14 protein-coding genes are annotated in these 14,445 nt (G+C 58.3%); 2 read left to right on the top strand and 12 right to left on the bottom strand.

The window, feature by feature from the left end; translation table 11 throughout:
* Positions 1-11: 11 nt before the first annotated feature.
* Entirely contained in the window at positions 12-1,286 is a 1,275-nt protein-coding gene (gene glgC / locus AB5Y86_RS01270; RefSeq protein ID WP_108613211.1) for a glucose-1-phosphate adenylyltransferase, read from the bottom strand.
* A 189-nt stretch (positions 1,287-1,475) separates the two neighbouring features.
* Here glgC and AB5Y86_RS01275 point away from each other — a divergent pair, with 189 nt between their 5' ends.
* The gene (locus AB5Y86_RS01275; protein WP_041235038.1) at positions 1,476-3,116 is read left to right on the top strand and encodes an EAL domain-containing protein; all 1,641 of its coding nucleotides are present in this window, start codon (positions 1,476-1,478) and stop codon (positions 3,114-3,116) included.
* On the opposite strand, the gene AB5Y86_RS01280 is transcribed toward AB5Y86_RS01275, so the two are convergent.
* The 9 genes from AB5Y86_RS01280 to AB5Y86_RS01320 form a co-directional block, all read right to left on the bottom strand.
* Positions 3,079-3,573 (bottom strand): hypothetical protein, encoded by a 495-nt coding sequence (locus AB5Y86_RS01280; RefSeq protein WP_042055706.1) that lies wholly within the window; start codon positions 3,571-3,573, stop codon positions 3,079-3,081. The two genes, AB5Y86_RS01275 and AB5Y86_RS01280, sit on opposite strands and share 38 nt — an antisense overlap.
* A gap of 175 nt (positions 3,574-3,748) precedes the next feature.
* Complete coding sequence (locus AB5Y86_RS01285; RefSeq protein ID WP_005337077.1) at positions 3,749-4,111, bottom strand: DUF2750 domain-containing protein; 363 nt, start codon at positions 4,109-4,111, stop codon at positions 3,749-3,751.
* Between the two features lie 180 nt (positions 4,112-4,291).
* Positions 4,292-5,596 carry an inosine/guanosine kinase gene (locus AB5Y86_RS01290; protein WP_005337079.1) on the bottom strand — a complete coding sequence of 435 codons (1,305 nt, stop codon included), beginning with the start codon at positions 5,594-5,596 and terminating at the stop codon, positions 4,292-4,294.
* 186 nt (positions 5,597-5,782) lie between these two features.
* Positions 5,783-6,175, bottom strand: coding sequence for an MAPEG family protein (locus AB5Y86_RS01295; RefSeq protein ID WP_064338136.1), 393 nt, complete (start codon positions 6,173-6,175; stop codon positions 5,783-5,785).
* A 34-nt stretch (positions 6,176-6,209) separates the two neighbouring features.
* Positions 6,210-7,184 carry a ferrochelatase gene (gene hemH, locus AB5Y86_RS01300; protein WP_368191854.1) on the bottom strand — a complete coding sequence of 325 codons (975 nt, stop codon included), beginning with the start codon at positions 7,182-7,184 and terminating at the stop codon, positions 6,210-6,212.
* Between the two features lie 98 nt (positions 7,185-7,282).
* Complete coding sequence (adk, locus tag AB5Y86_RS01305) at positions 7,283-7,927, bottom strand: adenylate kinase (protein ID WP_368191856.1); 645 nt, start codon at positions 7,925-7,927, stop codon at positions 7,283-7,285.
* 302 nt (positions 7,928-8,229) lie between these two features.
* Positions 8,230-8,988 (bottom strand): tRNA-(ms[2]io[6]A)-hydroxylase, encoded by a 759-nt coding sequence (miaE, locus tag AB5Y86_RS01310; RefSeq protein ID WP_123173236.1) that lies wholly within the window; start codon positions 8,986-8,988, stop codon positions 8,230-8,232.
* 205 nt (positions 8,989-9,193) lie between these two features.
* Complete coding sequence (gene purF / locus AB5Y86_RS01315; protein WP_005351229.1) at positions 9,194-10,714, bottom strand: amidophosphoribosyltransferase; 1,521 nt, start codon at positions 10,712-10,714, stop codon at positions 9,194-9,196.
* A 21-nt stretch (positions 10,715-10,735) separates the two neighbouring features.
* Entirely contained in the window at positions 10,736-11,224 is a 489-nt protein-coding gene (locus AB5Y86_RS01320) for a CvpA family protein (RefSeq protein WP_005337086.1), read from the bottom strand.
* Between the two features lie 8 nt (positions 11,225-11,232).
* On the opposite strand from AB5Y86_RS01320, the gene AB5Y86_RS01325 reads away from it, so the two are divergent.
* Positions 11,233-11,409, top strand: coding sequence for a hypothetical protein (locus tag AB5Y86_RS01325; RefSeq protein WP_155395816.1), 177 nt, complete (start codon positions 11,233-11,235; stop codon positions 11,407-11,409).
* A 2-nt stretch (positions 11,410-11,411) separates the two neighbouring features.
* On the opposite strand, the gene serS is transcribed toward AB5Y86_RS01325, so the two are convergent.
* A complete protein-coding gene (gene serS, locus AB5Y86_RS01330; protein ID WP_005351225.1) occupies positions 11,412-12,707 on the bottom strand; it encodes a serine--tRNA ligase in 1,296 nt (431 codons plus the stop codon).
* 306 nt (positions 12,708-13,013) lie between these two features.
* Positions 13,014-14,351 (bottom strand): replication-associated recombination protein A, encoded by a 1,338-nt coding sequence (locus AB5Y86_RS01335; protein WP_368191859.1) that lies wholly within the window; start codon positions 14,349-14,351, stop codon positions 13,014-13,016.
* Positions 14,352-14,445 lie beyond the last annotated feature (94 nt).

Consider the following 14,445-nt stretch of genomic DNA (forward strand, 5'->3'; position numbering starts at 1 on the left):
AAGGGCCTTCCTCAAACCAGCTTGTCCAGCATCTCCTTGGTCACCAGCACAATCCCCTGCTCGGAGCGGTAGAAGCGACGGCTATCCTCATCGGCATTCTCGCCCACCACCAGCCCATCGGGTAGCACACACCCTTTATCCACCACCACCCGGCGCAGACGGCAACCGGCACCAATCTCGACCCCGGGGAAGATGATGGCCTGATCCAAGGTGCAGAAGGAGTGCACCCGCACATTGGTAAAGAGCACCGAGTTAAGCACAAACGACCCGCTGACGATGGTCCCGCCCGAGAACATGGAGTTGATGGTCATGCCATGCTGACCATTGCGATCCTGCACGAACTTGGCCGGTGGCGTCAGGGTCTGGCTGGTCCAGATGGGCCAGTTCTGATCGTAGATGTCGAGCTCGGGCAGCACGGAGGCGAGATCCATGTTCGCTTCCCAGAACGAGTCCAGCGTACCCACGTCACGCCAGTAGGGCTTTTGCCCCTCGCGCGCCCCGACACAGGACATGTTGAAGGGGTGAGCAAATGCCATCCCCTCCTCCACGATGCGGGGGATCACATCCATCCCGAAGTCGTGTTTGGAGTCCTGATTGAGAATGTCCTCCTCCAGCAGTTGGTAGAGGTACTCCGCCTCGAAGATATAGATCCCCATGGAGGCCAGCGAGCGATCTTCGCAACCTGGCATGGCGGGCGGATTGGCCGGTTTTTCGACGAAGGCGCGGATCTTGCGCTGCTCGTCGATATCCATGATCCCGAAGGCGGATGCCTCGGCCCGCGGCACCTCGATACAAGCCACAGTCACCTTGGCACCAAGGCGCACATGGTCGAGCAGCATGGCAGCGTAATCCATCTTGTAGATGTGATCCCCCGCCAGCACCACCAGGTATTTGGGGCCGTAGTCGCGGATGATATCGACGTTCTGATAGATGGCATCGGCGGTGCCGCGATACCAGTGCACCTCGTCCACCCGTTGCTGGGCAGGGAGCAGGTCGATGAATTCGTTCATCTGGTAACGCAGGAAGGACCAGCCCGATTGCAGGTGACGCAGCAGGCTGTGAGATTTGTATTGGGTGACTACACCAACCCGGCGGATCCCCGAGTTGATACAGTTGGAGAGCACAAAATCAATGATCCGGAATTTGCCACCGAAATGGACGGCAGGCTTGGCGCGGTTGTCAGTCAACTGCTTCAGGCGACTACCACGTCCACCCGCCAGCACCAGTGCCATACTCTGGTTCAATAATTGTCGTGCTTTGGCACTATTTTCGGGCTCTAACAACATGATTTACCTCTGCCTTGTTTGATCTATTTTCAACTCATCTTCGCCTGTTTCGGCACCTGTGAAAGTGGTTTCACTCACATTTAACCGATCTCAATTGACCCTTTTCACCGAGTTGCGAGGAATAGCATGCTTTGCTCCGCCAGCTTGGTTAAAATTCCCCCACAAAGCAGCCACTTCAAGGATGACAAGATGGTTCACAAGCTCGGACGTACCCTCTTTCTGATCGCCACCATAGTGACCATACCCCTGCTGCTCCTGCAAGCAGTTTGGTTGGCCCTTCAGAGCACACCGCTCACTTTGGCCATTATTCTGGCCACCACACTGCTTGGCATGATCCTGCTGTTGATGCTGGCCATCCGCACCATGGATGGCATGCTCCAGCATCAGGAGCTCACCTGGGTCAAGGCGATCAGGGGGCGGGATCCCTCACAACTCGATGAGCCCACCTCCCAGGAGGTGCTGCAACAGCTGCTGGAACAGTTCGAAAGCGCCGAGCAGAGCGCTCATCGCCAGCTGACCGAGCTCAGCAATCTGGCCACCACCGACGAGCTGACCCAGCTACTCAACCGTCATGCATTTCGCCGCGACATGACCGAGTTGCTGCAGCGGGATCAGGACACCCAGACCGCGACCCTGGTGCTGATCCGTGCCACCGAGCTTGGCAAGATCAACGCCCAGCGCGGCTTCCAGTCTGGTGATGCCTACATCAAGGACATGGCCGCTCTCATCAAGCGGGTGGTAAGCCGCTTCCCGGGCAATCAGGTCTACCGCATTTCGGGGGCTGATTTCGCCGTGCTGGTGCAACCGGTGGCCAATATTCCTCCCCATCTGCTGGGGCAGGATTTGAAGGTGGCCTTCGATCACTATCAGGATCAGCACGAGCTGGAGAGCACCGGTTACTCGGGGCTGACCAAGCTCAGCAGCGGCCAGAAAATCGAAGCCGTGCTGGCCAGAGCGGATCTGGCGCTGGCTCGCGCCCAGACCGAAACCATCAACGGCTGGGCCATCCAGCAGGATGACAGCGCCTCCGATCTGCAGGGGCAACACCACTGGCGCGACGTGCTGACCGAAGTGCTGGCGCAGGAGCGGCTCAGCTTTACCTATCAGCCAATCCAGCCCCTGCACCGCAGCATGCTGGCTTACAACGAGATCTACACCCGCTTCAGCGGCAATGACGGCACCGCCCTGCCCACCGACACCCTGTTTGCCATGGCCCAGCGGCTGGATATGGTGATGCGGCTGGAGCAGCTGGTCATTACCCACATCATGCGCCAGTACCGGGCCTTTGGTGCCAACCAGAGTCGCTGGGGGATCAACCTCTCCCCCAACCTGCTGCAAAACAGCGCCTTCCTGATCTGGCTTGACCGCCAGCTGCTCAAAGATCCCAATACCAGCGCCAATCTGGTGTTCGAACTGGATGAAGAGCATCTGGAGCGCAACCTGACCGGCGCCAAGCGGGTGTTTGAGCTGCTGCGCCGTAATGGTAGCCGCTCGGCCATCGCCAATTTCGGCAAGGGGATCGGCTCCTTTACCCTGTTTCGCGAGCTCAAGCCCGACTATATCAAGCTGGACCCTGCCCTGATCACCGGGCTGGAGCAGGATCAGACCAACCAGCAGTTCGTGCGGATGATCGTCGATGTATCACATCGGATGGGATGCCAGGTGATTGCAGAGGGGGTGGAACAGCTTGGTCAGAAACAGCTGCTGCAGGGGATGTACGTGGATGGTTTGCAGGGCTATCTGATCGCCCGGCCGCAACCGCTGCGACCGGATATCAGCCAGCTGGGGCTCTTTACTGAGGATGCTTCAGCTTCAAAAGGGTCAGAATGATGTCATTGAGCTGGCGATAACGCTCCAGCTCTTTCTGATCGTAACGGGTCGCCAGCGTGGTGGGGTTGTGGCGGTTCTTGAGGTAACGGTTGATTTGCAGGCGATTGAACCCCGCCACCTGATAGACCTGGCCAAGCAAGGTATTGAGTTCATCGTGTTCCAGACCGGCTCTGGCCAGATAGTCCCCATCGGCGGGACTCTCGGTCTGATGGCTCCACTTGCCAATGCGACCACTCTCCTGCAGATAGCTGAGCCACTGTTCGATATAGAGAGGTTTACACCCCGCCAACAGGTTGAAAAAGCCCACCGCGTCGCAACGACAACCGCTCAGAAGCACGACCGCCAGCTGATCGTCATCGCACTGGAAGGTCACTGGCCCAGCTTGCGCCCAATCCAGCGCCTGCACCCGAATGCTGGCCTTCTCACCCGCAGCTCCCGTTACGTCGAATACAAACATGGCGCTCCTCCCTTGGCAAAAGGTTGATGATGGACCATCCCCCTGACAGGTGCAAAGGCAAATCGGCTTTTAACTCATCAATCGGACCATTCGACCATAAAAAAGACCGGCACCCTCACGGATGCCGGTCTTTGTCCCGATGGCCTGTGCGTTCAGGCCATCAATGGAGGCGCTTTCAGGCGTCCAGTTCAACCAGTGCCTTGGCCAGCTCGATGGGTTCGAGCTCCTGGCCTTCCAGGTCGGCGTTCCAGTTCGGGCCAACCAGTACATCATCTTCATCCAGATCGTTGATCCAGATATCGAGAAACTCTTCCAGATCGATCACTTCCGGCTCGTAATCGGCCCACTCGTCGACGCAGTGCAGACGGGCGTCCTCTTCGGCAGACCAGAGCGGCATCACGTCGGCATCTTCAAATTCGGCGGAGCGGCAGACGACCCAGTCTTCCCCATAGCGCAGACCCCACACCTGACCCGACTCGCGGACTTGTTCGATAAACAGTTGGAAATTGGCGTCAAGGTTGTCGTTAAGCATGCTCATGGGATTCTCTCTTTCTTTCGGGTGCTGCGGCATTGTCGGGCGACAATACGATGGCCAAATGGTGTCGTAAAAGTGACATGGACTCAAGCATATTGGGGTTATTCCGGGAAAAAAGCCGGGATAACTCCCATTTGCCAGCAAAAACGCCTCCCGATGGAGGCGTCTTGCGGATTCAGGAGATCAACGCTCCCAGTAAACCTCTTCCAGGCTGTCCTCTTTCTCCGGCAAACCGCGGGAAAGACGGGGGCTGCTCTGGGCCAACACCTCGTAGCTGACACGGTTGGCGTATTTGCACACCTGGGCCAGTGAGGAGTAGGTCAGGAACTCGGAGATGTGCTTGGCGGAGTTGGGCACATTCATCCGGTGATAGGAGTTGGCCACCATGTCGTGCAGCACGGCGGAAAGGGCGCCATCCCCTGCCCCGTTGGTGTTCTTGATCTTCTCCGGGCCACCCATGTACGGGGAGATGTGGGAGTAGATACGGGCCGGTTTGCGGCACTTGGCACGGGCCATCGGGCGGCTGAACTCATACATGTTGAACTCGGGGATAACGCCGGGCAACAGAGTATGAGTGGTCTCGCGCTTGTAGTCCTCGTCGGTGTAGCTCGCCATGTAGAGGCCGATGGGGCCAGCAGTACAGAGCACCATGTCGGCCCAGTCGAGCGCCTTGTCGGCCGCACCCAGCGGATCAGCGATACCGGTCAGGGCTTCACCTTCGTCTTCGTTCATGGCCAGCACGGTCACGTTTTCGGCAATGAAGTCGCGCCACCACTGGGGATTTTCGTCAATGACGAAACGGGTGCCCAGGGTCAGCACCACGGGAATACCGGCCTCGCGGGCATAACGCACCGCGGTCATGGCCGCCTCTTTCATCGGATCACCATCGTCACCACGCACCAGATAGGCGGTGATCACCAGGGCAGATGCCCCTTTGATCACATCCTCCGGAATGTGCTGCACATCCAGCTGGTTCATCTTGCCGGCGTTGATGCCGAAGCTGCGCTCGCCGCACTCGGTAATGAAAGTGAAGCAACGGCCGATGGGGCCATCCACCGGCTGCAGATAGTCCAGATTGACGCGGGAAGAGGTGTTGCACAGATAACGGTAGGCGTAGCAACCGATGCGAATGTCCTGACTCATCACACCCAGCAGGATGGAGTGGGAGTCGGCCAGTACCGAGTAGTTGTGTACCGTGTTGCCGATGGTGCCACCGGCAAACTCGCTCACTACCATGTTGTTGGCCTTGAGCTCGTCATAAATCCGTTCGGCCACGTCGTCGTTGATGACGACGGAGTGCCCCTTGCTCAGACCATAACGGGTCAGAAAGTCTTCATCCACATGGGCTTCAATATCAACCAGGGTCTGATCAATCCCGACAACGTAGGCTTTGCCCAGTTCGGTTAACAAGGGATTTTGCGGAACCAGGGGATCGCGTCTGTCGACAGGGAAGTAGTGTTTGGACTTGCGCTGACCGGGAAATTTCATGGCAATGTTCTGTGCTCTGGGGGAAAGAGGGGCGGGATTTTAACACAATCCGCCGCCCCGAAAAGTCGCCCTGTTTAAATAATGGAGTCAGTATAGACAAGGCTTGCAAGGAAAAACGTTTGCCTTTTTACCATAAAAAAACCACCCCGTCCGGGGTGGCTCCATAGCATAAAAAAGCGCCGGTTTTCAGGCGGCCGCCATGCCTTGCAACAGAGCCAGCAGCGAGAAGAGCCCTAGAGCGAGCCAGAACAGCAAGGTGCCCAGAAAACGGGGCACATTGGGGGCTTTGGGGATCTGGATGCCGATGGCATGCAGGATGCGGCCAACCAACAGCATGGCGCCACCGGCATGCAGCCAGAGCGCACCGGCACCGGAGAGCTCGCACAGCGCCATCAGCAGCAGGGTCAATGGCACATACTCGGCAAAATTACCGTGGGCCCGGATCGCCGCCAGCAGCTCGGGGGCTTCCCCCTGCCCTATCATCACCCCGAACTGGGCGCGGCGTCTGACCACCCAGAAGGAGAGCCCCAGAAACAGCAGCCCCAGCAGGCCTGCGTATATCAGCGTGATATGTACCATGACTCGACTCCTTGTTTGACTGTCTGCCGGTCACTCATGCCAATTCGCGGCAGATGAGCGAGACCATCATCCTGATGTGGGCCTGATCGCTGTTGAGGGCCGGAATATATTCAAACCGCTCGCCACCGGCCTCCATGAAGATCTCCCGATTCTGTACCTGAATTTCCTCAAGGGTTTCGAGGCAGTCGGCCGCAAAGGCAGGGCAAATCACATCGAGCCGCTTGATGCCCGCAGCAGGCATACCGCCAATGGTCACGTCTGTGTAGGGCTTGAGCCACTCCTCCTTGCCAAAGCGGGACTGGAAACTGGCCGTCCACTGCCCGGCCTCCAGCCCGAGCGCCTCGGCCAGCAGAGTGGCGGTGTGGCGACACTGATGACCATAGGGGTCCCCTTCGTTCTCGTAGCGCTCGGGAATGCCGTGGAACGACATCAGCAGGTGACCACCCTGACCGTGCTGCTCCCAGTGACGGCGCACGCTCATGGCCAGCGCCTGTATGTATTCGGGATGGGCGTGATAATCACGAATGAGCCGTACCACCGGCAGATTGCGCTCTCTCTTCATCGCCTTGCTCCAGGCATCGAAGACCGAGGCGGTGGTACTGACCGAATATTGCGGATAGAGCGGCAACAGGATCACCCGGTTGACCCCTTTGGCCTTGAGCGCCTGCCAGCCATCATTCACTGACGGGGAACCATAGGTCATCGCCAGCTCCACCGGCACCTCGACCCCCTCCCGCTTGAGCTCCTGCTCCAGTGCGGCGCGCTGCTGCTTGCTTATCACCATCAGCGGCGAGCCCTGCTCGGTCCACACCTGCTGATAGAGCTTGGCCACTTTGGGCGAGCGCGTCGGCAAGATGATGAAGTGGAGCAGCGGGCACCAGAGGTAGCGGGGCAGGTCCACCACACGGGGATCGTGCAGGAACTGGCTGAGGAACGCTTTGACGGCAGCGGTGGTCGGTGCGGCTGGGGTACCCAGATTGACCAGCAATATTCCGGTTTTCGTGGTCACGTTGGCTTCCTGTCTATCTGTCATTATGCAAAAAGGGCCCGACAGGGCCCTTCTCTTTATTTATCTGATGGCACGGGAAACTGTGCCGGCAGCAAAGATCAGCCCAGAATGGTGGCAAGCTGCTTGCTGACCATATCAACCGGCTGGGTGCCGTCGATCTTGACATAACGGGTGTGGCCCGCTTCCGCCTCTTTGCCGTAGAAACCGATCAGCGGCGCGGTCTGCTGATGATATACATCCAGACGCTTGCGTACTGTGGTCTCTTCGTCATCGGCGCGGATCACCAGATCTTCACCGGTCACGTCATCCTTGCCTTCCACTTTCGGCGGGTTGAACACCACGTGGTAGGTACGGCCGGAGCCGGAGTGAACGCGACGGCCGCTCATGCGCTTGACGATCTCTTCGTCCGGCACATCGAACTCCAGCACGAAATCAACCACGACACCAGCATCCTTCATGGCTTGCGCCTGGGGAATGGTGCGCGGGAAACCGTCCAACAGGAAGCCTTTGGCGCAGTCCGGCTGAGCGATGCGCTCTTTGACCAGACCGATGATGATGTCGTCAGAGACCAGCTGACCTGCGTCCATCACAGCTTTGGCTTTCAGACCGAGCTCGGTGCCCGCCTTGATCGCCGCACGCAGCATGTCGCCGGTGGAGATCTGGGGAATACCGTGTTTTTCCATGATGAACTGAGCCTGGGTACCTTTGCCGGCGCCCGGAGCCCCCAACAGAACAATGCGCATACACGCTCCTATTGATTGGTTATTCAAATCTTGCGAAGGCAAAAAAGTACACGGTTTCGCCCGTTTCTACAAGGGTGAGCCACTTGAATGAGCACTTTATCACCACAATAACCGGCTGATCGAACAGGATTTCATCGCAAGGGGAAGACGCAAAAATAGCCAGGGATTCAGCATAGAGCGCCAAAAGCAGGAAGGACGTACGACAAAAAAAAGATCCCGGCTCAGGGCCGGGAATTGCGCTCAAAAGTAACTACTTGTCGCTCGTAGTAGGAACAGGGCAATAGTAGTTTGCCCCCTGTGCGTCAACAACTGTCAGATGTGACAGGCAGGCCGCTATGAAACCTGAACTGCGGATCCGGCGAGCAGATTAGCTCGGCTTCCAGCTTGCCAAAGAAGGCCACCCGCTCGCCGATATCCTCCCCTGCGTACTGTTCAGCCAGGCTCAGGTAATCCTGATAGTGGCGCGCCTCGGAGCGCAGCAAAGAGACATAGAAGCGGCTCAGCTCCTCGTCCAGATGGGGCGCCAACTTGGCAAACCGCTCGCAGGAGCGGGCCTCGATATAGGCGCCGATGATCATCTTGTCGACGATGGTGGCCGGCTCATGGGTGCGCACATGCTGCATCAACTGGCGGGCATAGCGGGAGGCCGTCACCGGCCCGTATTCGATGCCGCGGGCCTGCATGATCTCCAGCACCTGCTCGAAGTGATGCAGCTCCTCCTGAATGAGTCTCACCATAGGAAACAGCAGTGGATTGCGCTCCAGCTCTGCAAAGACGGTGCGATCAGACTCCCCCATGCTGCGTTTGCCCAGGATCTCGGCCTTCTCCGGAATGGCATCCAGCTCGCGATAAAACTCCAGCTTGGGCAGCAGATGGCGCTTGCCCTTGGGCAGGCAGTAGCGGCGCACCAGACTGTGGGCAGTGAGTGCAGCCTTGGTCTCGCAGTTGGCGTGATCGATGAGCAGGGTCGGTAAACGGGCCGGATCCCGCGCCATCTCTACCCACTCATCCGGGGTCTCGCACTGCAAAAACTGGCGCACTGGGGCTAACAGATCATCCATCTGAACTCTCGTCTCTTAAAAGCGTATCGGTCATATATGTTGCCGCCTATGCTAGCGGATCCCGCTGGCCATGCCCATATCCGGCAAGATAAACGGATGTTTTTCAAACAGATACCCCCTACCCCTTCTGCCCGTGCAAGGTAGAAACGACAATGGGGGCCACTGGCCCCCATCTCGCTATCCCATCCGGCAAAACCGCAAACGTTTAACTGCCTTCGTTAAAAATTTCCAGATTGCTGGTGCCTTCCTGCCATTCACGCACCGCTTTGGTGTCATCGTTGCGCAGGGCATTGAGGTGATCCAGATAGGACTGGTCCACGTCGGAGGTGACGTAGTGGCCATTGAACACCGAGGTCTCGAAGTGACGCAGATCCGGGTTGATCTCCCGCACGGCGGCTTCCAGATCTTCCAGATCCTGGAAAATCAGACCGTCAGCGCCAATCAGCTTGCACACCTCTTCTACTTCACGGCCGTGGGCGATCAGCTCGTTGGCGGTGGGCATGTCGATGCCATAGACGTTGGGGAAGCGAATTTCCGGCGCCGCCGAGGCGAAGTAGACCTTGGCTGCCCCCGCTTCACGGGCCATCTGGATGATCTGCTCGGACGTGGTACCACGCACGATGGAATCATCCACCAGCAACACCTTCTTGCCCTTGAATTCGGAGCTGATGGCGTTGAGCTTGCGACGCACCGACTTCTTGCGCTGGGTCTGACCCGGCATGATGAAGGTACGGCCGATGTAGCGGTTCTTCACGAAGCCCTGACGGTATGGCAGATCCAGGGTGTGAGCGATCTCCAGCGCCACGTCACAGGAGGTCTCGGGGATGGGGATAACCACATCGACGTCGAGATCTTCCCACTCGCGGGCAATCTTCTGACCCAGCTTGCGACCCATGTTGAGGCGGGCGGCGTAGACCGAGACCTTGTCGATGCACGAATCGGGACGAGCGAAGTAGACGTATTCGAAGATGCAGGAGCTCATCTGCGGGTTCTCCGCACACTGCTCGGAGAAGAGCTGGCCCTGCTCGGTGATGTAGATGGCTTCACCCGGCGCAATATCCCGCACCGTCTCGAAACCGATGGCGTCGAGCGCCACGCTCTCGGAGGCGAGCATGTACTCCACCTGGCCCTGCTCGTCCTGACGACGACCGAGGATCAGCGGGCGAATGCCGTTGGGATCGCGAAAACCGATGAGACCATGACCAATCACCAGCGAGACCACCGCATAAGCGCCGCGGATCTGCTGATGGGTTCTGCGCACCGCGGCGAAGATATCTTCGGGGCGCAAGGCCATCTTGTCACAACGATCCAGCTCGTGGGCCAGCACGTTCAGCAGCACTTCCGAGTCGGAGGTGGTGTTGATGTGACGGCGGGCGACCTTGAACTGCTGCTCCTTGAGCTCCTTGGCGTTGGTGAGGTTGCCGTTATGGGCCAGCACCATGCCGTAGGGCGAGTTCACATAAAAAGGTTGGGCTTCAGCGGCACTTGAGCTACCTGCGGTGGGATATCTGACATGACCTATGCCGATGTTCCCTTGCAAACGCTGCATGTGGCGCACTTCAAACACGTCCTTCACCAGGCCATTGGCCTTGCGTTGCCGGAAGTTTCCACTATCAATGGTCACGATCCCGGCGGCATCCTGTCCCCTGTGCTGCAACACCGTCAAGGCGTCGTAGAGGGCCTGATTGACGGGGGTGGTGCCAACTATACCGACAATACCACACATGTCTTTGCTACCTCGAAGTCACTATACCTGTTTAAGAAAACTGGATGAGTTCAACATGAACCCGAAAAACCACTGGATCACCGGCTTGAACTCCGGCACCAGCTTGGACGCCACCCACCAGTCGCTCTGGGAGAGGCTGGTGAAGGTATCCATGAAAAAAAGCAGGGCACTGACGATCAGCACCCCGCGAATTGCACCGAAGCAGACCCCCAGCACCCGATCGGTACCGGAGAGGCCCGTCTTGTCCACCAACAGGCCCACCACATAGTTGACCACGCTGCCGAGGATCAGGGTCGCCACAAACAGCGCCGCGATGGCCAGACCGTTGCGAACCAGCGCGTCGGAGAAGGAGGTGAAATAAACGGCGAGATCGGGATAGAAATGGCTGGCAATAAAGAAGGCGACGAACCAGGTGACAAGAGACATAGCCTCCTTGACGAAGCCGCGCACCAGGCTGATGAGAGCAGAGAAACCGACGATGCCGATAATGGCGTAATCAATCCAGACCATAGAAAAAGATGTCCTGCGAAATTGCGGCGCAGTCTAACAAAAACGATTGCGCATTGCTTGATAAAAATGTGTTAACTGTTCAAAGCGACGCCGAAAAGCCGCATTTTTTCAGCACTAAAACGGTTGATCGGCGCCAGAATGCACAACGCCATGGCAATGCCATGGCGTTGTGGTCTGCGGCGTGAACTTACCCGATGTGGGTCAGGCCACCCATGTAGGATTGCAGCGCAGCCGGGATGGCGATGCGCCCATCTTCCTGCTGGTAGTTCTCCATCACGGCAACCAGGGTACGACCCACCGCCAGACCGGAGCCGTTCAGGGTGTGCAGCAGCTGCGGCTTGCCGTCGATGCGCACGCGAGCCTGCATGCGGCGCGCCTGGAAGTCGGTGCAGTTGGAGACAGAGGAGATCTCGCGATAGGTGTTCTGGGCCGGCAACCACACTTCCAGATCGTAGGTCTTGGAAGCGCAGAAGCCCATGTCACCGGTAGAGAGCGCCATCACGCGATACGGCAGCTCCAGCAGTTGCAGCACCTTCTCGGCGTGACCCACCATCTCCTCCAGCGCATCCCAGGATTTCTCCGGGTGAACCAGCTGAACCATTTCGACTTTGTCGAACTGGTGCATACGAATGAGGCCACGGGTATCACGACCGTAGGAACCGGCTTCAGAGCGGAAGCAGGGGCTGTGGGCGGTCATCTTGATTGGCAGCTCTTGGGCGTCAAAGATCTCGTCACGGGCCATGTTGGTGAGCGGCACTTCGGAGGTCGGGATCAGAGAGAACTTGCGCAGCTTGCCTTCTTCTTCTCCTTCACCTTCGATACCGGTGTTGAACAGGTCCTGAGCAAATTTCGGCAACTGACCGGTGCCATAGAGGCTGTCCGGGTTCACCAGATAGGGCACGTAGCACTCTGTGTAACCGTGCTGCTGGGTGTGCAGATCCAGCATGAACTGAGCCAGGGCGCGGTGCAGACGGGCAATCTGACCCTTCATCACTACGAAACGGGTACCGGAGAGTTTGACGCCATTCTTGAAGTCAACGCCCTTGGCCGCTTCGCCCAGATCGATGTGATCGCGTACCGGGAAGCTGAACTCACGCGGGGTACCCCAACGGCGCACTTCCACGTTGTCGTTCTCGTCACGGCCCACCGGAGTGGTCTCGCTCGGCAGGTTGGGGATGGCGTCGGCAATGGCTTTCAGCTGGGCCAGCAGGGCATCCAGCTCGACCTTGCTGGTTTCCAGCTCGTCGTTGATTTTGGTCACTTCGGCCTTGAGCGGGGCAACATCTTCACCACGACGGGCAGCTTCACCGATGGATTTGGAGCGGGCGTTGCGCTCGGCCTGCAGCTCCTGGGTACGGGACTGCAGATCCTTGCGTTTCTCTTCCAGAGCGTTGACAGCCGCTACGTCCAGAACGTAGCCACGTGTCGCCAGACGAGCGGCAGCCTCTTCGATATCGCTGCGCAGATATTTGGGATCCAGCATGGTTTACCTACTTTTTTAAAATGGGATCTGGGCCTGAGTCATCATGACGGGCTAAAAAACAGATCCGGAAGTTAACATCGGTTGGCGCACCCCAATCGTCTTCAGAATCGGGCCTCAACAATCAGGCCTTCGAGATCAAGAAGATGGCGCAAGGCCAAGACAAGCGGGGTCAGACGGGCAGTGTAGCAGACCGCCCCCCCGCCCGAACAGGGACTATTTGTGTCGTTTTTACCGACTTTGGCACGCAAACCGTCCTGCGTATTCAAACGCCTGACCAATTTTCAGCCATGCGAGGTAACAAAGGGGCTATTTGCCCCGTTGCTGCGGACTTTGCCTGTCCAGTTCATGGAGGTAATCGAGCTTCTGACCAATCTGCTTTTCAAGGCCGCGATCGGTGGGCTGGTAGTACTGCTTGCCGGCAAGCTCGGGCGGAAAATACTGCTCGCCAGCGGCATAGGCGCCCGGCTCGTCATGGGCATAGCGATACTCGGCGCCATAGCCCAGATCGCTCATCAGCTTGGTCGGCGCATTGCGCAGGTGCACCGGCACCTCGAAGTCAGGGAGGTTTTTTGCATCATGAAGCGCCGCCTTCCAGGCGGTATAGACCGCATTGCTTTTCGGGGCGCAGGCGAGATAGACGATCGCTTGGGCGATGGCCCGCTCCCCTTCCGCCGGCCCGATCCGATGGAAACAATCCCAGGCCGACAGGGCAACCTGCATGGCGCGCGGATCGGCATTGCCCACATCTTCCGAGGCAATCGCCAGCAAGCGGCGGGCAATATAGAGGGGATCGCAACCGGCGCTCACCATACGGGCATACCAGTAGAGCGCCGCATCCGGCGCCGAGCCGCGAATGGATTTGTGCACCGCCGAGATGAGGTCGTAGAAGTGATCGCCCCCCTTGTCGAAGCACGCCACATGCTCCCCCACCACGGCGGCGAGCAGGGCACTGTCGATCACCCGCGCCCCTGTGCTGTCGGTTTCGGCCATGTCGGCCAACAGCTCCAGATAGTTGAGGGATTTTCGCCCGTCCCCATCAACTGCCTTAGCCAACGCCTCTTTGACGCCGGGGGCAAAGGTGAGTGCCGGATCATTGAGACCACGGGGATCGGTCATCGCCTGATCGAGCATGGCGAGAATATCGCTCTCCTCCAGTCGCTTGAGCAGATAGACCCGGGCCCGGGAGAGCAGTGCGTTGTTGAGTTCGAACGAGGGGTTTTCGGTGGTGGCACCGATAAAGGTGATGGTGCCATCTTCGATGTGAGGCAGGAACACATCCTGCTGGCTCTTGTTGAAGCGGTGCACTTCATCCACGAAGAGGATGGTACGCACCCCGCGCCAGCTATTCTCCTTCGCCTTGTCGATGGCGGCGCGGATCTCCTTGATACCGGAGGTGACCGCAGAGAGTCGCTCCACTTCCGCCTGACAGTAGTGAGCCATCAACTCCGCCAGCGTGGTCTTGCCGGTACCGGGCGGCCCCCACAGGATCATCGAGTGGCAGTGACCCGCCAGAATGGCTTTGCGCAGGGGCTTGTCAGCCCCCAGGATATGTTGCTGACCGATATACTGGTCGAGGTTTTGCGGCCGCATCCGGGCCGCCAGCGGACGAAAGTCCGATGAGAAATCCAGCGACAAGTTACTCATCTGTATTGACCGTTCAGTATCACGGATACCGCCATGGAAAAACGGTCCGACGAGAAATCCAATAAGAGGTTACTCATCTGTATTGACCACCCAG

This window comes from Aeromonas sp. s8, assembly GCF_040907785.1.
GTDB lineage: Bacteria > Pseudomonadota > Gammaproteobacteria > Enterobacterales > Aeromonadaceae > Aeromonas > Aeromonas veronii.